The organism is Hoeflea sp. (assembly GCF_039975035.1).
GTDB lineage: Bacteria > Pseudomonadota > Alphaproteobacteria > Rhizobiales > Rhizobiaceae > Hoeflea.
Window position 1 is genome coordinate 1 of the sequence record NZ_JBDWHW010000180.1, and the last position, 20499, is coordinate 20499.

The following is a 20499-nucleotide window of genomic DNA, read 5'->3' on the forward strand; positions in this document are numbered from 1 at the left end:
GCACATCTGCGGGCATGGCAACTCCCTGCCTTGCCGCCAGCCGCAGCACTTCATCGTAAAGGCTCGGCACGGCAATCTCGGCTTCAAGCTTGGCGAGAATTCCGGGCACATGGGCATGCGGTTGCATCATCGCATGGTTGCGGTTGCCCAGCGCATATTCGATCAACCGGTACTGCCAGGACTGGAAGCCGGAGGATTGCCCCAGCTTGCGCCGAAAATGGGTGTAATCCGATGGCGTCATCGTTCTCAGCACATCCCAGGCCGAGTTGAGCTGTTCGAAAATCCGCGACACGCGCGCCAACGTCTTCATCGCAGGCTGCAAATGGTCCGACCGGATGGCCGCCCGCGCGGCGGTGATCTCGTGGATCGCCAGTTTCATCCACAATTCCGACGTTTGATGCTGGATGATGAACAGCATTTCGTCATGGGCGTCTGTCCGGGGATTCTGCGCGCCCAGCACCTTGTCTAGGCAGAGATAATCGCCGTAGGACATGCGTCCGTCGAAATTCATGGTCGCGCCTTCTTGCGCAGGATCGTAGTCGGCGCCCTGGCTCATGTGACCGCTTTCCGGGTCTTGAATTCAGGCCGGTCCCATTCACCAGTCGCGATGATTTCACCCAGCGCCGAGGCGGCATGACTAACGTCATCGGGCGTATTGTAGAGCGGACAAAACCCGAAGCGCATGATGTCGGGCGCGCGAAAATCGCCGATGATGCCGCGGGCAACCAGCGCCTGCATGGCGGCGTAGCCTTCGCCAAACCGGAACGAGACCTGGCTGCCGCGAGCATACGGATCGCGCGGACTGGCAAGTTCCACATCCTTGCAAGCCGCTTCGACTTCCGAAATGAACTGCTCGCTCAACTCGATCGAGCGGTTGCGAAGCTCGGTCATATCGACGCCATCGAACGCGTCCAGCGCCGCATCAAGCACCGCCATCTGAATGACCGGCGGTGTGCCGACACGCATCCGGCTGATGCCCTCGCCGGGACGGTAATCGAAATCGAAGGCAAACGGCGCCTGGTGGCCGAGCCACCCCGAGAGCGCTGGCCGCACCTGATCAATAAGGTCGGGGCGAACATGAATGAACCCCGGCGAACCCGGTCCGCCGTTGAGATACTTGTAGGTACAGCCGACAGCGATGTCTGCATTGCATCCGGTCAGATCGACCGGCACCGCACCTGCCGAATGTGCCAGATCCCAGATCATGACCGCACCGGCCTTGTGGGCCGTTTCGGTAATGGCCTTCATGTCGTGCACACGGCCAGTACGGTAATCGACATGGGTCAGCATAACCGCGGCAACATCGTCGGTGATATTCCCTGCCACTGCTTCCGGATCAACGACCTTGAGTTGGTATCCCTGCCCCAGGCTCCTGAGCAGTCCATCCGCCATGTAGAGATCGCTGGGAAAATTACCATTGTCAGACAGCACGATCCTGCGACCGGGCCGCATCTCAATTGCCGAAGCAACCGCCTGGTAGACCTTGATCGACAACGTGTCGCCAACCACGGTGCTGCCGGCGGGTGCACCGATGAGCCGACCGATCCGGTCACCCAGCCGGCCCGGAAGATCCATCCATTTGGCATCGTTCCATCCGGTGATCAGCATCGGACCCCATTCGTCCGCCATCGTCCGTCTGGCGCGTTCGACTGCCGCCTTGGGCAGCGGACCGAGCGAATTGCCATCAAGATAGGTAACCCCGTCCGGCAAATCGAACATGTCCCGCCGTGTCTGAAATGACGTCATGAGCTCACGTTTCCTTTGGCGACTTGCCGATTTCCGCTGTCGCCTCGATCTCGACGAGCGCCTCGTCCTCGATCAGGTCCGCAACGACGATCACCGACATCGAGGGAAAATGCCGGCCCATGACCTTGCGATAAGCGGCGCCGACTTCCCTCTGACGGGCCACATATTCCTTCTTGTCGGTGATGAACCAGGTCAACCGGACAATGTCGGAGACCTCGCCGCCGGCCGCGTGGACGATAGCCACAATGTTGCTGAGCGTCTGTTCCAGTTGGCCGACAAAATCCTTGTGCTCGAATACCTGATCCTTGTTCCAGCCGATTTGGCCGCCGGTGTAAAGCCGCTGGCCATCGACCAGCATTCCATTTGCATAGCCCTTCGGCTTCTCCCAATCCGGCGGATTGACTGCTTCGATCATGATCATGTGTCCTTGCATAGTATCTCGATGAGGGGCTGTGGCCTGCGGTATCGCCGTTCAGGCGGCATCGTCGGGGCGCAGGCGAAACCGTTGTATCTTGCCGGTCTGGGTCTTGGGCAAAGTCTCGGTGAAGACAATGGACCGGGGGTATTTGTAGGGGGCGATGACCTGTTTGACATGGTCCTGCAGCAGCTTGGTCATGAGAGCGTCGCCCACTGCGCCGGCCTTGAGCACCACATGCGCCTGGACGATCTGGCCCCTTGCCTCATCGGCGACCCCGACCACCGCGCATTCGGCGACATCGGCATGGGTCAGAAGCGCTGCCTCGACCTCCGGACCGGCTATGTTGTAGCCCGCCGAGAGGATCATGTCGTCGCTGCGCGCGGCGAAATGGAAAAACCCATCCTCGTCCTGGGTGAAGGAATCACCCGTCAGGTTCCAGCCGTTGCGCACATATTTTTGCTGCTGTTCAGAATCCGCCAGATAACGGCATCCTGTCGGCCCGCGTACCGCCAGACGACCGACCTGGCCGCGCGGCAACTCGTTCATGTTTTCATCCACGATCCGCGCCTCATAACTTGTCACCGGCAATCCGGTGCAGGCAGGTTGCGAATTCTCGAACCGGTTGGAAATGAAGATATGCAACATTTCGGTGGCGCCGATGCCATCAAGCATCGGCTTGCCGGTCTTTTTCATCCATTGATCATAGACCGGGCCCGGCAATGTTTCGCCGGCCGACACCGCCGCGCGCAGCGATGAAAGGTCCGCCCCCTCCTCCATCGCCGCCAGCATGGCGCGATACGCTGTCGGTGCGGTGAAGCAGACCGTCGCCCTGTGCTGCTGGATGATCTCGACCATGTTGGCGGGCGTCGCCTGTTCGAGCAGGGCCGCGGCTGCGCCAAAGCGCAACGGAAACACCGCCAGTCCGCCCAGACCGAAAGTGAAGGCCAGCGGCGGCGAGCCGATGAACACATCATCCGGCGTCACGCCCAGAACTTCCCTGGCATAGCCATCGGCGATGATCAGCATGTCGCGATGGAAATGCATCGTCGCCTTCGGCATTCCCGTGGTGCCCGAGGTAAAGCCCAGCAGCGCGACATCGTCACGTCCGGTTTTCACACTCTCGAACCGCACCGGCTTGGACAACGCCAGCCGGTCGAGTTCCGCGTCGTGATTGGCGGTGCCGTCAAAACCGATGACCTTGTCCAGGAACCGGCTTTCCTTGGCGCACGCAATCATCTCCTCCATCAGCCGCGTGTCGCACAGCGCCAGCGTGATCTCGGCCTTGTCGACGATCTTGCCGAGTTCGATCGCGCGCAACATCGGCATGGTGTTGACCACCACCGCGCCCGCCTTCGTCGCCGCCAGCCAGACCGCCACCATCGCCGGATTGTTGGCCGAGCGAACCAGGATACGGTTGCCTGGCCTGACGCCGTAATCATCGACCAGCACATGGGCGATGCGGTTGGTCCAGTCGGTCAGTTCCTTGTAGGTCCTGATCCGGCCATTGCCGATCAGCGCCGTGTGGTCGCCAAAGCCTTTTGCGACCATCGCATCGGTCAGCTCGTAACCACAATTGAGCCATTCGGGATAGTCAAACCCCTCAAGCAGCAAATCCGGCCATTGCTCGGCCGGCGGCAGGTTGTCTCGCGTGAATGTGTCGATATGGCCCGATGGTCCCAGCACTTCACTCTCCTGTGGAATTTGCCAATGTCTGCCGTGCGATCACGACTTTCTGGACGTCTGACGCGCCCTCGTAAATTCTCAGCGCCCGGATTTCGCGGTACAGGCTTTCAACGATATGGCCCTTGCGCACGCCGTCGCCGCCATGAAGCTGCACCGCCTTGTCGATCACGTCCTGTGCATGGTCTGTGGCATAGAGCTTGGCCATCGCCGCCTCGCGGCTGACCCGGGGGGCGCCCTGATCCTTGAGCCAGGCCGCCCGGTAGACCAGCAGCGCCGAGGCATCGACGTCCAGCGCCATGTCGGCGATGTGGCCTTGAACCATCTGCAATTCGCTCATTGGCGCGCCGAACAATTGGCGCTCGCGGACCCGCTTCAGGCTCTCGTCAAGCGCTCTACGGGCAAAGCCAAGCGCTGCGGCGGCAACAGTCGAGCGGAACACGTCAAGCACCGACATGGCGATGCGGAAACCCTCTCCCGGATTGCCGATCATCGCCGAGGCCGGGACCCTGCAGCCTGAAAATTCGAGCCGGGCCAGCGGGTGCGGCGCGACCACCTCCAGCCGCTCGGCGATTTCGAGACCAGACGTGTCAGCCGGCACGATGAACACCGAGAGCCCCTTGGCGCCCGGTGCTTCGCCGGTGCGGGCGAAAACCGTGTAGACATCGGCAATGCCACCATTGGAAATCCAGGTCTTCTCACCATCGAGAATGTAATCATTGCCGTCCCGGGTGGCGGTCATCGCCATATTGGCGACATCCGAGCCCGATGCCGGCTCCGACAGCGCGAAAGCCGCCAAGGCCATGCCCGCGCGTGTCTGGGTGAGCCATCGCGACTTCTGCTCCGCAGTCCCGAACAGCGAGATGGCGCCGGTTCCAAGCCCCTGCATGGCAAAGGCGAAATCCGCAAGACCGTCATGCCGCGCAAGCGTCTCACGCAGGATGCACAGACTTCTCACATCAATACGCGAACCCACATCGGCCGGATCAACCGCGCTCAACCGCAACCAGCCGGCCTCGCCAAGCGCCCTGACCAGCGCCTTGCAAGTTTCGTCGATATTGGAATGATCGACATCGGCAAGCTCGGAGTTCGCCCACTGATCGACGCGATCGGCCAGGGCGCGGTGCACGTCATCGAAAAACGGCCATTGAAGGAAACTGCGATCAGACATCAATCGCCCTCGAACACGGGTTTCTGTTTGGCGGCAAAAGCTTCATAGGCGCGGCGGAAATCCTGGGTCTGCATGCAGATCGCCTGCGCCTGGGCCTCGGCCTCGATCGCCTGTTCGATGCCCATGTTCCATTCCTGCGCCAGCATGGTCTTGGTCATCATGTTGGCGAAAGTCGGCCCGTCGGCGATGCGTCTGGCCAGTTTGCGGGCTTCGTCATCGATCTCAGCGGCGGCGATGACCCTGTTGTAAAACCCCCAGCGCTCGCCTTCCTCCGCACTCATCGACCGGCCGGTATAGAGCAGGTCCGCCGCCCTTCCCTGGCCGATGATCCGCGGCAGGATGGCGCAAGCCCCCATGTCGCAGCCGGCCAGGCCAACCCGGTTGAACAGGAATGCGGTCTTGGCTTCGGGTGTCGCGATGCGCAAGTCGCTGCACATCGCGATGATCGCTCCCGCCCCGGCACAGACGCCATCAACCGCAGCAATCACCGGCTTGCCGCAGCCGACAATCGCCTTGACCAGATCGCCGGTCATCCGGGTGAATTCGAGAAGCCCCTTCATGTCCTTGTCGATCAGCGGCCCGATGATCTCGAACACATCGCCGCCCGAGCAGAAATTGCCGCCATTGGAGCCGAAAATCACCACCTTGACGTCGTCCCGGTAAACCAGACCGCGGAACCAGTCGCGCAATTCGGCGTAGCTTTCAAAGGTGAGCGGGTTTTTTCTCTCCGGCCGGTCCAGCGAGACTTCGGCCACACCATCGGTCAGGCTCAAACGAAAATTCCTGGGAGCGTCGGTCGCCATCGGGTCAGGCCTCCTTCTTCTTGCTTTTGCTCGCAATGCGCTCGAGCTGATTCATCATGCCCTGGGCATCGCCCAGGTCGATTTCGGCAAGCAAAGTGTCGATCCAGACTTCGTGACTGGCCGCCATCAGGGCAAATTGCTCACGCCCTGCATTGGTCAGCCGCACGGTGGTGGCGCGACGGTCATTGTCGACCGGTATCCGCACCAGAATTCCGTCATCCACCAGCCGGTCGACAATACCGGTCACATTGCCATTGGAGACCCGAAGCACGCTCGACAACTCACTCATCTTCAGTCCGGGTTCAGCCCGGTAGAGCGCCGCCATCACATCAAACCGCGGCAGGGTCGTGTCGAATGTGACGCGGAGGTTTTCGCGCAGTTCACCTTCGACATGCTTGGTGGCCTTCAACAGTTTCAGCCACAATCTCAGCCGCGCCTTGGATGCCGCCGGATCCATCCCGCCCTTGACGGTTTCGGCAGGTTCCGCCGCTTCAGGTTTGTTCATGTTTCCCCTCCCGACAACGATATCGCCTGCCCGGTTACCGAAGCCGCGGCATCGCTGCATAGCCAGATCACCGTTTCCGCAATTTCTTCCGGCAGAATGAACCGCCCTTGCGGATTGACATCGCGAAGCGAGGCTTCCGCTTCGGCCCGCGACCGTCCTGTCTTTTCCACGATGGTATCGATGGACCGGTGCAGCATCGGCGTATCCGTGAAGCCCGGACATATAGCATTGACCGTCACCCCTGTCTTGGCCAGCTCCTGCGCCAGACTGCGGACCAGTCCGACAACCCCGTGCTTGGCTGCGCAATAGGCGCTGACATAGCTGTAGCCCTTCAGACCCGCCGTCGATGCAATCGCGATCAACCGCCCAGGATGCTTAGGATTCATTTTGGCAAAACTGGCCTGAAACGTGTTGAATACACCGGTCAAATTGACATCCAGCGCCGAGCGGAACATGTCCTCGTCCATGCGCAGGAACGGCGCGCTCTGGGCCGACCCGGCATTGGCGATGACAAGCGTCGGCGCGCCGTTTTTCTCCACCGCCCGTGAAATCGCCGCGTCCAGTTCCGGCCGCTCCGTCACATCCGCTGATACGGCAAAGATCCGGTCGCTTGTGTCGGTCAGGGCTTGCAATGGCGCCAGACGACGGCCGATCGCCGTCACCTTCGCGCCCCTTGCCGCGAGCGCCAGCGCAATGGCTTCTCCGGCGCCCGAACCGGCGCCGGTGACAATCGCATGATGCCCCATCATCTCCGCCATGCTCACACCTTGCCGGGCATTGTGTCGGCCCGCTCCGCCAGACGCCACATCTGGTCGCGACCAGGCAGATAGGGATCAGGCCATGTTTCGTCGTGATCACCCAGCGCACTCGCCGCATGCAAGGTCCAATAGGGGTTTGCCAGATGCGGACGGGCAAGACAGACCAGATCGGCGCGGCCCGCCATCAGGATCGAGTTGACGTGATCGGGTTCGAAGATATTGCCCACCGCCATCGTCGCCATATGCGCCTCGTTGCGAATCCGGTCGGCGAACGGCGTCTGGAACATGCGTCCATAGACCGGCTGGGCCTGCTTTGACGTCTGTCCGGCCGACACATCGCAGATATCGACACCGGCTTGCTTGAGCATACGGGCGATTTCCACCGCCTCCTGTGGCGTAACACCCTCGTCGCCAACCCAGTCATTGGCCGAGATCCTGACCGAGACCGGCTTGTGCCGGGGCCAGACCTCGCGCACGGCGTGATAGACTTCCAGCGGGTAGCGCATGCGGTTTTCAAGGCTGCCGCCATATTCGTCACCGCGCCGGTTGGTCAGCGGGGTGATGAAGGAGGACAGCAGATAGCCGTGCGCCATATGCAGCTCAATCATGTCGAACCCGGCGCGATCAGCCATTTCCGCAGCGGCAACGAACTGGTCGCGCACCAGATCCATCTCGGCACGATCCATCGCCTTCGGGCTCTGGTTGGCGGAAGACCAGGCCACGTCGGACGCCGACAGGATTGGCCAGTTGCCATCCTTGAGCGGGGCATCCATGGTCTCCCAGCCAAGCTGGGTCGACCCCTTTGCGCCGGAATGGCCGATCTGCATGCAGATTTTCGCGGCACTTTCCGAGTGAATGAAATCCGCGATCCGCTTCCATGCCACCTCATGCTCGGGCGCATAAAGGCCCGGGCAGCCTGGCGTGATCCGGCCTTCCGGCGAAACGCAGGTCATCTCGGTATAGACCAGACCGGCGCCCCCCTTGGCGCGCTCGCCGTAGTGGACCAGATGCCAATCGGTCGGACAGCCTTCAACGGCCTTGTACTGCGCCATCGGCGACACCACGACCCGGTTCTTGAGCTTCATGTCACGCAATTTGTAGGGCGCGAACATCGGCCTCCGCACAGGTGCGTCTTCGGGGACGCCGGCCTGGGTCTGGAACCAGCGTTCGGCTCCCTCAAGCCACTCGGGATCGCGCAGCCGCAGGTTCTCGTGGCTGATACGTTGCGAGCGGGTGAGCAGCGAATAATTGAATTGCACCGGGTCGAGATCGAGATACCGCTCGACCTCCTCGAACCATTCCAGGCTGTTGCGCGCCGCCGACTGCAGCCTGAGCACCTCAAGCCGGCGCTCCTCCTCGTATTTGTCGAAAGCCTTCTGCATGGTCGGTTCGGAATGCAGGTAATTCGCCAGGGCAATCGCGCTTTCGAGCGCAAGCTTGCTGCCCGAACCGATGGAAAAGTGCGCAGTGGCGGCGGCATCACCCATCAGGACAATATTCTCGCAGCTCCAGCGTTCGCACAAAACCCGCGGGAATTTGATCCAGGCGGAGCCGCGGATGTGATTGGCATTGGTCATCAGGCTGTGACCGCCCAGATGATCGGCGAAGATCTTTTCGCAGGTCGCAATGCTTTCCTGCTGGCTCATTTCGCCAAAGCCATAGGCGTCAAAGGTTGCCTCTGTGCACTCGACAATGAACGTCGCCGTTTCATCGTCGAACTGGTAGGCGTGAGCCCAAATCCAGCCCTTGTCCGTCTCCTCGAAAATGAAGGTGAAGGCATCATCGAATTTCTGGCGCGTACCAAGCCAGACGAACTGGCATTTACGCACATCGATTTCGGGCTTGAACTTGTCGGCGAATTCCGTGCGCGTAAGCGAATTCAGGCCGTCCGACGCCACCACCAGGTCGAAGTCCCTGGCATACTGTGCCGCACTGTCGACATTGGTTTCAAAGCGCAACTCAACGCCAAGCTCCCTCGCCCTTGCCTGAAGCAGCAGCAGCAGATTCTTGCGGCCGATCCCACAGAACCCGTGCCCGCTCGAAACGGTCTTGGTGCCCTTCAGATGGACGGCAATATCGTCCCAATAGGCGAAGTGAGCCCGTATGGCTTCCGCACTTTTCGCGTCGTTTTCCGCCAGATTGTCGAGCGTCTCGTCGGAGAGAACCACGCCCCAGCCAAAAGTGTCATCGGGCTTGTTGCGTTCGATCACCACAACATCATGAGACGGATCGCGCAGTTTCATCGAGATCGCGAAATAGAGGCCAGCCGGACCACCCCCGAGACAAGCTACCTTCATGTTCCGCACCTCCAGTCCGATTGCCGTTAAACCGGATCATATGCCCGCCAGATGATATTTCAAGCCTAAAATGTTTATGTCGCAATAATATCCGGGGGCAGACCCGTTTGTTCCGCTCGGTGACATCAGGGTCGGATCAGGCAGCGCCCCGGCTGATCGCAACGAGCGCTTCCGCCAGCCGGTCGACACCGCCCGGGGTGGTTATGAACCCCGGAGAACAGCGCAGCAGCGATCCCCTTGCATCGGCAAACACCGACCGGGACCGCAGATCTTCAAGAACTGTCTGGGGGTCGATACTGTCGGGCAGCTTCATCATCACGCTGCCGCCGCGCTCAGCCGGGTCGCGAGGCGACGCCAGTTCGAAGCCCGCCTCATCGGCGGCTGCGATGATCACGTCGCAAAGCGCGCGGTTGGTCTCAAGCTGCGTGCTCCAATCCTGCCGCGCATGCCATTCCAGTGCCGGCACCGAAGCCGCGCAGGCCATCACCGACGGCGTGCCGTTGTCGAACCGGCGAATATCGGGTGCGTAGGAAAACGCATTGATATCCCAGGAGAAGATGTTGTCCTGACTGAACCAGCCGCGCAGGCCCGGACGACAGCGGGCAATCACATCGGGCATCACCTGCAGGATGCCGCCGCCGGGCGACCCGCACATCCATTTGAGACTCGTTGACACCGCAAAATCGGCACCCACTGCGAGACAGTCATAGTCGATCAGCCCCGCTGCCTGGGTGATATCCACGCCGATCACCGAGCCCTGTTGGCGCCCATGCGCCATGAGACTGGCAAGATCGCACCGGTGCGACGAGGTGGAACTCACCCAGGTCAGCAGCGCAAGCCCGACCTCCGGCCCCCAGGCGGAAATGACATCCTCGTCCTCGACCCAGTTCGCACCTTCGCGCAGCGGCACCGTGCGCAGTTCGAACCCGTATTGCTCCGACATGCCGGTCAACAGGAAATGCAGGCTCGGGAAACAATCCCCGGCAACCAGCACCACCCTGCCCTCGAGTTCGTCACTGGGCAGAGCCATGATCATCGCCGCCAATGCCGATGTCACGTTCTCCGTCGTCGTCAACGAGGCCGATGGCGCTTTCAGCAACTGGCTCCACAGCTCGATGAACCTTTGCCTTTGACCGAGCGCATAGCCCCATTGCTCATCATTGCTTGCCCCCCAGCAGTCCGCAAACGCCGTCAGTGCTTTGGCCATGTCTTTGGCTTTGCCGGGATATTGCCCGATCGAATGATAGAGCAGATAACCCGAACCATCCGTGTCTGCATGGTCAGAAGTAGCGGTCATTCCTGCCTCCCCGGCTTGCGTGGGATCGCGGCAAGTCCTGCCGCGATCTGTCTCGGTCCATGGTTCTACCAGCCTGCCTGCTGCGGATCAGGCAATGGAATCGCATCGAGCAATTCCCGTGTGTAAGCCGCCTGAGGCGCTGCAAACAACTGGTCGGCCTCGGCGTATTCGACGACGTTTCCGCGCTGCAGGACCATGACATGATCGCACAGCCTGCGGATCACAGAAAGATCATGGCTGATGAATGCCAGTGTCAGGCCCAGTTGCTTGACCAGGTCGGCGAGCACGTTGAGCACCTGAGCCTGCGAGGACACATCAAGACCCGAGACAATCTCGTCGGCCAGAATGAATTCGGGTTTCAGCGCAATCGCCCGGGCAATACCGACGCGTTGCCGCTGTCCACCGGAGAGTTCATGCGGATAGCGGCTGCGGAAATGGCGCGGAAGCCCGACGTGGTCAAGCGCGTCGTCTATGCGGCCGTCAATCCTGTCAAAGCCGTGCAACTGCATCGGATCCGCAATGATCGCGCCGACGCGTCTGCGCGGATTGAGCGAAGACATCGGGTCCTGGAAAATCATCTGCATGCGCCGCCGGATCGGCCGAAGCGCGGTCTCGTCAAGGTGGGTGATGTCCTGGCCGTCGAACAGGATGGTTCCGGCAGTCGGCTCGATCAGCCGCAGCAGTGCTCGTCCAAGCGTTGATTTGCCAGATCCGGATCCGCCGACAATGCCAAGCACAGACCCGCGTCTGATATCGAGATCGATGCCGTTGAGGATCGGGATCAGCGGAGCCCGGCCGAACACCGGCTTGGCCGCCATGTCCGGCAGCGCCACCTCCAGGGATCTGGCGGAAAACAGGATCTCGTCCGCCATCGCCAACTTATCCGCCATGATGCCACTCCCGGTCAGCCGCCAGCACCTCGGCAGCCGCCGCCTCGATCACCGTATCATCGACCGGCAGCAGCGATGCGTCCGGATCGGTGTATTTTGGCGTGGCCGCCAGCAACGCCCGCGAATAGGCATGCTTCGGCCCGTTGAAGAAGTCCGCGACACTGGAGTTCTCGACGATCTTGCCGCCATAGAGCACCGACAGACGCTGGCAGACTTTCGAGACGACACCGAGGTCGTGGGTTACGAACACCATCGCGGTGGCATGCCGCGCCTGCAGGTCCCGGATCAGCCGCAGGATCTGCTTTTGCACGGTGACATCAAGCGCCGTCGTCGGCTCATCGGCGACAACCAGCTTGGGATTGGCCGCGAAGGCCGAGGCGATCAGCACGCGCTGGCGCATGCCGCCCGACAATTCATGCGGATAGCTGCCCATCACCCGTTCCGGATTGTCAATATGGACCTCGTTGAGCAGTTCGAGTGCCCTCACCCGCGCGTCCGCCTTGGTCCAGCCCAGAATATCGACCAGCCGGTTGGTGATCTGCGGCTCGATCCGCCGCGACGGATTGAGCGCCGTCAGCGGATCCTGCGGGATCAGCGCCGCCGTGGCGCCGATCAGCCGCCGCCGGTCGGCGGGCTTCATCTTCTCCAGATCCTGCCCATCAAGCACGATCTCGCCTTGCACGATCTCGATGGCCGACGGCAATATCCCGAGAATCGCCTTGCCGATCATGCTTTTGCCGGCGCCACTTTCGCCGACCAGGCCCAGCACGTCGCCGGTATCGATGGAAAACGACACCGAACGCAACACGCGCTGCTCATAGCCATGAAGTGCTGCGGAAAGATTGTTGACGGTCAGAAACGCACTCATCGCAACACCGGATCAAATCGGTCCTTGAGCCCTTCGCCAAACTGGCTGAAGGACAGGACGGTCAGGAACAATACGGCCAGCGGAAACGCCAGCACCCACCAGGCCTGATGGATCGAGGTCCGGCCCTCGGCGATCATGCCACCCCAGGTGGGCGCATCGGTGGAGATCGACAGGTTCACAAACGAAAGGATCGCCTCGACGATGACGGCAATGCCCATTTCCAGCGTCAGCAGCGCCACGATGGTCGGCAGCACATTGGGCAGGATTTCCCGCCAGAGAATATCGCGCCGCGGTCTGCCGGCGACAACGGCGCTCGAGACATAATCCATCGCCGACTGGTTCATCGCCTCGGCGCGGACCACACGGCAGAACCGGGTCCAGTCGATCACCACGATGGCGATGATGATCGAGGTCAGCCCGGTGCCCAGCACCGCAATCAGCAGGATGGCAAACAGCACCGGCGGAAACGCCATCCAGATCTCGACCAGTCGCGAGATCACGACATCGACCCAGCCGCGCATGTAGCCTGCAAGCAACCCCAGGGTAGATCCGACAAGCGCGGTTGCTAGCCCCGCGACAAGCGCCACGGAGAAGGCAATCCGCGCGCCATGCAGGATACGCGAGAGCACGTCCCGGCCAAGACTATCGGTGCCGAGCAGATAGGCGGTATCCGACCCTGCCTGCCAGAACGGCGGCAGGCGGCCGGCGAACAGGTCCTGCGCCAGCGGATCATGCGGGCTGAGTAACGGCGCAAACAGCGCCAGCACCGCCATGATGCCGAGCCAGAGACCCGACAGCCACAATCGCGCGCCCAGACGCCGTTTCACACTGCCGCGGCCATCAAGCATGACGCAACCTCGGATTCAGCAGCGCATAGGTCATGTCGACAACCAGATTGATGATGGTGAACAGCAGCGCAAAGACAATCACGATGCCCTGAATGAGAGGCAGGTCGCGGTTGATCACCGCGTCAATCGCCATGTTGCCGAGCCCCTCATAGGAGAACAACCGCTCGATGATCACCGTGCCCCCGATCAGGAAGGTGAACTGCACGCCAATCAGCGTCAGCGTCGGCAACACCGCATTGGGCAAGGCCTCCGACAGGATCACATGGTTTTCACTGTAACCCTTGGTGCGCGACAGCGTCACATAATCAAGGTGCATGGTTTCCTTCAGCGACTGTTTGAGCAACTGGCTGATGATCGCCGCCAGCGGAATGGCCAGCGCCAGAGCGGGCATGAACATGTGCTTGAGCAAATCCCACCACAGATCGAACCTGAGCCGCACCACACTTTCGAACACATAGAATTGAGTGACAAACGGCAGATCGAGCGACGGCGAAATCCGGCCTGAAATATGAAACACCGGCATCAACACACCAAACAGCACGATCAGGATCAGGGCCCAGAGGAAATCCGGAATCGAAAGCCCCACGCCGTTGGCAACGTCGACGGCGGTTTCGGTCCGGGTCTCGCGGTGCCTGACCCCCGTCAGCGCCAGTGCGCCGCCGACCACCACGGCAATCACCAGGGCAAAGATCGCCAGTTCCAACGTCGCCGGCAGGCGTCCCAGAACCAGCGGCATGACCGGCTGGCGCAACGAAATGGAGGTGCCGAAATCACCGTGAAGGACACCGCCCAACCAAATCCAGAATTGCTCGATGATCGTTTTGTCGAGCCCGTAAAGCGCAGTCAGCCGCGCCACATCCTCGTCGGTGGCGCCGGGCGGCAGCATCATCGCAATCGGGTTTCCGGGAACAACCCGAATGACAAAAAACACCACGACCGCCGCCCCGATCAGGGTGACCGACATGGTCGTCAGGCGAAGCAGGATCGCGCGCAACAATTTCAATACAACATGTCCTGGAAAGGGGACCGCCGCGTAAACGCAACGGTCCCGTTCATTCGCGTAAAGCTTACGAAGTCCGCTTCATCAGATGCGGCAGCAGCGCGCCCGAAGCATGTGGCGTGACCGACACACCGGGTGCATGCAGGATCGGCTGGACATACTGCAGGAGCGGGATCACCAGCGCATTGTCGGCAATGTACTTGTCGACCGCCTTCCAGCCCATAATCCGCTTGTCTTCATCGGCCTCGCCCCAGAGCGGTCCGATCATGTCGATGAGATCCTGACCATCCCACACCGAATGCGGCGACGGACCGAACATGGCAAAGCCGGTCGAAGTCGTCGGATCGCCAACCGAGTTGCCCCAGTTGTAGAACGCCGCCGGCGCCAACTGGTCAGCAGCACGCAGCTCATAATGCTTGGCGATCTCGTAGACCTCGATCTCCGCCTCGATACCGATCTTGCGCCACAGACCGACAATCGCCTGGACCATTTCATAATCCTTCGGCTTGAAGCCGCGTGTCGTCTGGATCTTGAACTTCACCGGGTTCTCCGGCGAATAGCCGGAAGCTGCGAGAAGTTCCTTGGCCTTTTCGGGATCGTAGGGAACCCTGATCGAGGGATCGAAGGCAATGTATTGGGGCGTCTGCAGCGTATCGATGGCAACGCCGTAGCCCGACAGCAGCCGGTCGATGATCAACTGCTTGTCGATCGACATGGCCGCAGCCATGCGCACGTTCGGATCCAGCATCACATCGATGTCGTTGAGGAAGATCATGCCGATATCGGAAATCGGCGCGGCGGTGCCGGCGATGCTGTTGCCGCCTTTGAGCCGGTCGTATTCCTCGTAGGGCATTTCCAGCGTGACGTGGGCATTGCCGGATTCGATCTCGGCAACACGCGAGGCAGCGTCGGTGACGAACTTGATGGTCACGGTTTCAAAGTCAGGCTTGCCGCCCCAGTAGTTCGGGTTGGCCTTCAGCCGCACGAACGCGTTGCGTTCGAACTTGTCGACCATATAGGGGCCGGTGCCGATCGGAGCAGCTTCGAACCCGTCCGCGCCAACCTTTTCATAATACGCCTTGGGCAGCACGTAGCCGGTCAGAAAGTACATCCACTTGAAGATGGTCGGCTCGAACCGGGCAACATCGGCGGTGACCACATTGCCTTCGGCCTTGATGTTGGCCAGCGTCGACCAGACGAACTGGATCGGATTGCCGGTTGCCTCGTCGGCGGCGCGGCGCAGCGACCAGGCCACATCTTCGGCGGTAAATGGCGATCCGTCATGCCAGGTCACGCCTTCGCGAACCGTCATCATGATCTTGGTCTTGTCATCGTTCCAGCCCCATTCGGTGAGCAGTCCCGGCGCCGGCGACAGGTCGGGTTTCTGCAGGATGAACTGGTCGAACACCGACTGGTAGATCCCCTGGATTGTCGGATTGACCGCCGACGGGCCCACCGTCGGATCCCATGACGGCAAGTTGACATTGTAGGCGATCACAAGTTCATCGATAGCTTGGGCAAGCGACGGACCGGCAAAGGCGCTGATCGCCATTGCCGCCGCCGTGCCCTTGAGCACCGTGCGACGCGAAATCTGTTTCATGCTGTTCTCCCTGCTTTTTTGCTTCATTTCCCGCCCAGTTTCTGGGCGAGCATAAATCCTGCCCCCGCTCCGGTGCCCGCACCCGGCCAGACGCTGGCGCCGGTGAGATGCAAACCGTCAACAGGGGTCTTTCCCGTGGCATGACCGAAGGCCGGACGGAACAGGAAATTCTGTGAAAGGTGATGACTGCCCGCCACCTGGTCGCCGCCAACCAGGTTGGGGTTGTCGGCTTCCAGGTCGAGTGGCGAGACAACCGCGCGGCTGATGATCTTCGCCTTCAGGCCCGGCGCATGCCGTTCGATCATGTCGAGCGCGCGATCCGCATAGATTTCCTTGACAACGGCCCAATCGGTTTCCGTGATCTTGCCGGCCGCATCGCCGCGGATTTCGCCCGGCACCATGCGTACCTGAACCCACAGCACGTGTTTGCCTTCCGGCGCCCGGCTCGGATCAACCGTGGTCGGCTGGCCCACCACAAGCACCGGCTCGTCGGGCAACAGGCCGGCCACCGCCTGCTGGTAGGTGCGGGCCATCTGGTCAAGCGACGGCGCGATATGCACATAGGCGAATGTCTTGAGCTCTTCGCTGGCCGACCAGTCCGGCAGCCCGTCGAGCGCCAGATGGATCATCATGGTACCCGGCGCATGGGTGAATTTGGCCATCTTGGTGTCAAACACCGCATCACCGGATGCGCCATCGAGCAGCTTCATCAGCCCCTCCGGCGCGACATTGGCGATCACAGTGCGGCTCGCCTTGATCTGTGAGCCGTCCTCGAGTTCGACGCCGCTCGCCTTGCCGCCAGTGCGCAACACCCGGGTAACCCGTTTGCCGCAATGAACCTCGCCGCCGCTGGATTGGATTTTCGACAGCAGCGCTCGCGTCACCGTGTCCGCGCCACCCTTGCCGATGACCATCCCGAAGTTCTGGTTGGCCATGGCTTCAAGATAGGGAAACACTGCGCCGCCGGCCATGTCGGGTGCGAAATCCAGATGCATGCCCCAGGCCGCCATGGTCGCACGCACGTGATCGGATTCAAATGTTTCTGTCAGCCACTTGCGCGGCGAAGACAGCAGCAGCCGGGCCAGACCGGCGGTCCACGAAAACCCCTTGCGGAACAGCGCCTTTGCCAGAATCTTGCCTTGTATATGCATTTGCATAGGATTTCCCAGCAACGCAAAGACATACTCCGCCGTGCCGGGAAACTCCTCGCACAACTTGTCCCAAGCCTTCGCATCGTTCTCGGAAAACCCGGCAATACGGGTGCGGGATTCGCCTGTCCCGGTGCTCACGCCCAGCCACTTGCCATCTTCAAACACACTGGCGAAACAATGAGATGCCGGAGCAAACTCCAGGCCGCGACCGATCAGGTCCTCACCATGGGCTTTGAAAAACCCCGATCCGGCGAACAGGCTCAGATTCATCGCTGCCCAGTCGTGACGAAACCCCGGCTCGGTCAACTCGAGCGTCTTGACCGCGCCGCCAGCTGTGTTGGCCTGTTCAAACACGCCGACGCGCCAGCCCTTGGCGCCCAGATGCACGGCACAGGCCAGACTGTTGATGCCGGCGCCAACTATTATCGCGTCATATTCCTGCGGCGCTTCGACACTTCCCCGTTCGAGATTTATAATTGCAAATGCATATTATTCTGTCTAGCATCTATTTCTTGCAAACGCGCATCGCATCATTCGGGACCAAACCCGAAGCCACGAACACGCCTGTCAGGGGAGAGACACATGAACGCCGCCGAAACTCTAGGTAATCTCGCTGGAATGCTGCTTGAGGGAAAAGTCGAGGTTGTCGACCTGTCTGGTTCGCTCGGCCCGGATACGCCGCTTCTCAAGCTGCCGCCGGAACTGGCCAAGGACACGCCCAAGATCGAAGTCCACAAGATTTCCGAATACGACAATGACGGTCCGTTCTGGGCCTGGAACTGGCTCAAGATCGGCGAGCATTCGGGAACCCACTTCGATGCGCCACACCACTGGATCACCGGCAAGGATTATTCCGACGGCTATACGGATTCGATCCCGCCGCAGAATTTCGTGGCCCCGGTCAATGTGATCGATTGCTCCGCCGAGGTCGCCAAGAACCCGGACTTCCTGCTCGACGCTGCCGGCGTCAAGGCCTGGGAAGCCAAGCATGGCGAGATCAAGGCCGGCGAATGGGTGGTCATGCGAACTGATTGGGATGCGCGCGCCAATGACGAAGACGCCTATCTCAATGCCGATGAAACCGGCCCGCATTCGCCCGGACCGACCGTCGACTGCATTCAGTATGTGCTCTCCAAGGGCGCCATCGGCTGGGGTACCCAGTGCATCGGAACCGACGCCGGCCAGGCCGGCGGCATGGAGCCGCCCTTCCCTGCCCATAACCTGCTGCATGCGGCCAACAAATACGGCCTCGCCTCGCTGGCCAATCTGAACAAGCTGCCGCCCAAGGGCGCCGTGCTGATCGCCGCGCCCTTGAAGCTGGTCAAGGGCACGGGAAGCCCGGTCCGCGCCATGGCTCTGGTCGCCCGAGGCTGATGCGGCCTCACGCCGGGAACTGGAACAATGGCGGACTTTGACCACATCATCGTGGGCAGCGGGATCAATGCTCTCGTTGCCGCGGCCTTGCTTTCCGCAAAGGGAAAGCAAGTGCTGGTGCTTGAGCGTGCGGACCGTTTCGGCGGCTGCATGCGCACCGGAGAAATCACCTTGCCCGGGTTTCACCACGATGTGATGGCGGCGACCTTCGTGCTGTTCCTGACATCCCCTGCCTATGCCGCGCTCGGATCCGATCTGGGCCGGCATGGCCTGGAGTTCTGCCATACACCGCACCCGACCGCGGTACTCCGACCGGACGGCTCCTCGCTGGTGCTGACCACCGACAGGGCCGCCAACGTTGCGAAATTCAACGCCATTGCCCCGGGCGACGGTGATCGTCATGGCGCAGATGTGGCGGCAATCGAAGCCGATGCGCCGTTCCTGTTCGCCCTTCTGGGCGGAGAATTGTGGAGTTGGCCGACAGCCAGATTGCTGGCAAGCCAGGCTTGGAAACGCGGCCTTCGCGGACTGACAGCCTGGATGGGCGAGGCCCTGCGCCCCACCCGCGCCTGGCTCGAAGCGAGCTACGCTTCCGAGCTGGTCCAGGCGCTCTGGGCCCCCTGGGCGCTTCATACCGGACTGACCACCGAATCCGCCTATGGCGCGCAGATGGGCAAGGTCATCGCCTTTGCGCTCGAGGCCGCCGGTGCTCCAGTGGTCAAGGGCGGCGCCAGCCAGGCGGTCAAGGCTTTCAAGGGCCTGATCGAGGAAAACGGCGGCGAACTGCGCGCCAATGCCGATGCGGACCAGATCCTGATTGTCAACGGCCGCGCCGCGGGCGTGCGTCTTGCCGACGGGACCGAGATCTCGGCCACCCACGTCATTTGTTCCGTCGCTCCGGGACAGCTTTACAACCGTCTGCTCCGGGACATCCCGAAACCACCTTCGGACAACCAAACCCGGGCGCTTCGGGAATTCCGCCATGGCCGCGGCAATTTCCAGCTGCATTATGCCATTGATGGCCCGATCCGCTGGAAAACTGACGGACTTGAGGAAGTGGCGCTGGTCCATCTGGCCGAAAGCATCGATTCCGTGTCGAAATCCTCGAACGAGGCCGAGCGCGGAATGTTGCCCGAGACCCCGACCATCTGTGTCGGCCAGCCGCACCGGCTCGATCCGACACGATGCCCCGAGGGCAAGTCCGTTCTCTGGCTGCAAATCCCCGATGCGCCGCGCACCCTCAAGGGCGACGCCGCCGGCATGATTCCGACAGATGGCGTATGGACCGATACGGTGCGCGAGGCTTTCGCCGACCGTATCGAGGCAATCCTTGCCAATCATATCGAGGATTTCGCGAACAGTGTTCTGGCGCGCAAGGCCTATTCGCCAGCGGATCTGGAAGCCATCAACATCAATCTCGTCGGCGGCGATCCCTATGGCGGATCCTGCGCTCTGGACCAATTCTTCATCTGGCGACCTTTCGCCGGCAGCCGCAACCAGGCGACGGCGATCGAAAACCTGCATCACATCGGCGCGTCGACGCATCCCGGCCCGGGACTCGGCGGCGGATCGGGCTACCTGTTGGCAAAGAGGTTGGGCGCATGAACGAAGTCAAAGCTGCATCCAGCGAAAAGACCGAGCCCTTGCCGCGGCTTGGCGAAATCGGCCTGTCGAATTTCGCCCCCTATCTGATGAACCGGCTGATGGGTCGTTACAACGCCGATCTCAGACGGGAGATGACCGGCCTCGGATTGACCACGCCGAAAATGCGCGCACTCGCGGTGCTTTCGGTGATCGACGCACTGCCAATCTCCGAACTCGCGGTTTACGCGGTGGTGGAACAATCCACATTGAGCCGCTCGCTGGAACAACTGACCTCGGACGGGTTAGTGCGGCGCGAACCCGACGCCAATGACAGCCGTGTCACCCGTATTGCCATCACCGACGCCGGACGCGCTGCTTTTGATCAGCTGTGGCCAACCATGGCGCGGATCTATTCACAAATGTTCAACGGCATTCCCGATGAGGAGCGCGCCGCCTTTGTCGAAACGCTCAGAAAAATGCTCCACAACATCAGAAAGCATGCCTTTTAA

19 protein-coding genes are annotated in these 20499 nt (G+C 61.2%); 3 read left to right on the top strand and 16 right to left on the bottom strand.

Annotated elements, in window-relative coordinates:
- From ABJN75_RS16060 to ABJN75_RS16135, 16 genes are all read right to left on the bottom strand, one after another.
- On the bottom strand, positions 1-556 hold a 556-nt coding region (locus ABJN75_RS16060; RefSeq protein WP_348440584.1), incomplete at its 3' end, for a tryptophan 2,3-dioxygenase family protein.
- A complete protein-coding gene (gene kynU, locus ABJN75_RS16065; protein ID WP_348440585.1) occupies positions 553-1746 on the bottom strand; it encodes a kynureninase in 1194 nt (397 codons plus the stop codon). The genes kynU and ABJN75_RS16060, both read right to left, overlap by 4 nt.
- 4 nt (positions 1747-1750) lie before the next feature.
- Positions 1751-2161 carry a RidA family protein gene (locus ABJN75_RS16070; RefSeq protein WP_348440586.1) on the bottom strand — a complete coding sequence of 137 codons (411 nt, stop codon included), beginning with the start codon at positions 2159-2161 and terminating at the stop codon, positions 1751-1753.
- A 57-nt stretch (positions 2162-2218) separates the two neighbouring features.
- On the bottom strand, positions 2219-3847 hold the full coding sequence (locus ABJN75_RS16075) for an AMP-binding protein (RefSeq protein ID WP_348440587.1): 1629 nt from the start codon (positions 3845-3847) through the stop codon (positions 2219-2221).
- Position 3848: 1 nt separating this feature from the next.
- Entirely contained in the window at positions 3849-5015 is a 1167-nt protein-coding gene (locus ABJN75_RS16080; protein ID WP_348440588.1) for an acyl-CoA dehydrogenase family protein, read from the bottom strand.
- Positions 5015-5818 (bottom strand): enoyl-CoA hydratase family protein, encoded by an 804-nt coding sequence (locus ABJN75_RS16085; RefSeq protein ID WP_348440589.1) that lies wholly within the window; start codon positions 5816-5818, stop codon positions 5015-5017. Before ABJN75_RS16085 ends, ABJN75_RS16080 begins: the two co-directional genes overlap by 1 nt.
- 4 nt (positions 5819-5822) lie before the next feature.
- Positions 5823-6275: a MarR family transcriptional regulator gene (locus tag ABJN75_RS16090; protein WP_348440610.1), complete on the bottom strand. Its 453-nt coding sequence runs from the start codon at positions 6273-6275 to the stop codon at positions 5823-5825.
- 44 nt (positions 6276-6319) lie between these two features.
- A complete protein-coding gene (locus ABJN75_RS16095) occupies positions 6320-7081 on the bottom strand; it encodes an SDR family oxidoreductase (protein WP_348440590.1) in 762 nt (253 codons plus the stop codon).
- A 2-nt stretch (positions 7082-7083) separates the two neighbouring features.
- Positions 7084-9378: a bifunctional salicylyl-CoA 5-hydroxylase/oxidoreductase gene (locus ABJN75_RS16100; RefSeq protein WP_348440591.1), complete on the bottom strand. Its 2295-nt coding sequence runs from the start codon at positions 9376-9378 to the stop codon at positions 7084-7086.
- A 136-nt stretch (positions 9379-9514) separates the two neighbouring features.
- The gene (locus ABJN75_RS16105) at positions 9515-10675 is read right to left on the bottom strand and encodes an aminotransferase class V-fold PLP-dependent enzyme (protein ID WP_348440592.1); all 1161 of its coding nucleotides are present in this window, start codon (positions 10673-10675) and stop codon (positions 9515-9517) included.
- A gap of 65 nt (positions 10676-10740) precedes the next feature.
- Positions 10741-11547: an ABC transporter ATP-binding protein gene (locus tag ABJN75_RS16110; protein WP_348440611.1), complete on the bottom strand. Its 807-nt coding sequence runs from the start codon at positions 11545-11547 to the stop codon at positions 10741-10743.
- Positions 11548-11554: 7 nt separating this feature from the next.
- On the bottom strand, positions 11555-12433 hold the full coding sequence (locus tag ABJN75_RS16115; protein WP_348440593.1) for an ABC transporter ATP-binding protein: 879 nt from the start codon (positions 12431-12433) through the stop codon (positions 11555-11557).
- Entirely contained in the window at positions 12430-13281 is an 852-nt protein-coding gene (locus ABJN75_RS16120; protein WP_348440594.1) for an ABC transporter permease, read from the bottom strand. The genes ABJN75_RS16115 and ABJN75_RS16120 overlap by 4 nt, the downstream gene beginning before the upstream one ends.
- On the bottom strand, positions 13274-14284 hold the full coding sequence (locus ABJN75_RS16125) for an ABC transporter permease (RefSeq protein WP_348440595.1): 1011 nt from the start codon (positions 14282-14284) through the stop codon (positions 13274-13276). Before ABJN75_RS16125 ends, ABJN75_RS16120 begins: the two co-directional genes overlap by 8 nt.
- Before the next feature lie 64 nt (positions 14285-14348).
- Positions 14349-15881 carry an ABC transporter substrate-binding protein gene (locus ABJN75_RS16130; RefSeq protein ID WP_348440596.1) on the bottom strand — a complete coding sequence of 511 codons (1533 nt, stop codon included), beginning with the start codon at positions 15879-15881 and terminating at the stop codon, positions 14349-14351.
- 23 nt (positions 15882-15904) lie between these two features.
- Positions 15905-17506 carry an NAD(P)/FAD-dependent oxidoreductase gene (locus ABJN75_RS16135; protein WP_348440612.1) on the bottom strand — a complete coding sequence of 534 codons (1602 nt, stop codon included), beginning with the start codon at positions 17504-17506 and terminating at the stop codon, positions 15905-15907.
- 108 nt (positions 17507-17614) lie between these two features.
- Here ABJN75_RS16135 and ABJN75_RS16140 point away from each other — a divergent pair, with 108 nt between their 5' ends.
- The 3 genes from ABJN75_RS16140 to ABJN75_RS16150 are packed head-to-tail and all read left to right on the top strand — an operon-like array spanning position 17615 to position 20499.
- Entirely contained in the window at positions 17615-18406 is a 792-nt protein-coding gene (locus tag ABJN75_RS16140; protein WP_348440597.1) for a cyclase family protein, read from the top strand.
- A gap of 27 nt (positions 18407-18433) precedes the next feature.
- Positions 18434-20011, top strand: a complete 1578-nt coding sequence (locus ABJN75_RS16145; RefSeq protein WP_348440598.1) for an NAD(P)/FAD-dependent oxidoreductase — start codon at positions 18434-18436, stop codon at positions 20009-20011.
- A complete protein-coding gene (locus tag ABJN75_RS16150) occupies positions 20008-20499 on the top strand; it encodes a MarR family transcriptional regulator (RefSeq protein WP_348440599.1) in 492 nt (163 codons plus the stop codon). Before ABJN75_RS16145 ends, ABJN75_RS16150 begins: the two co-directional genes overlap by 4 nt.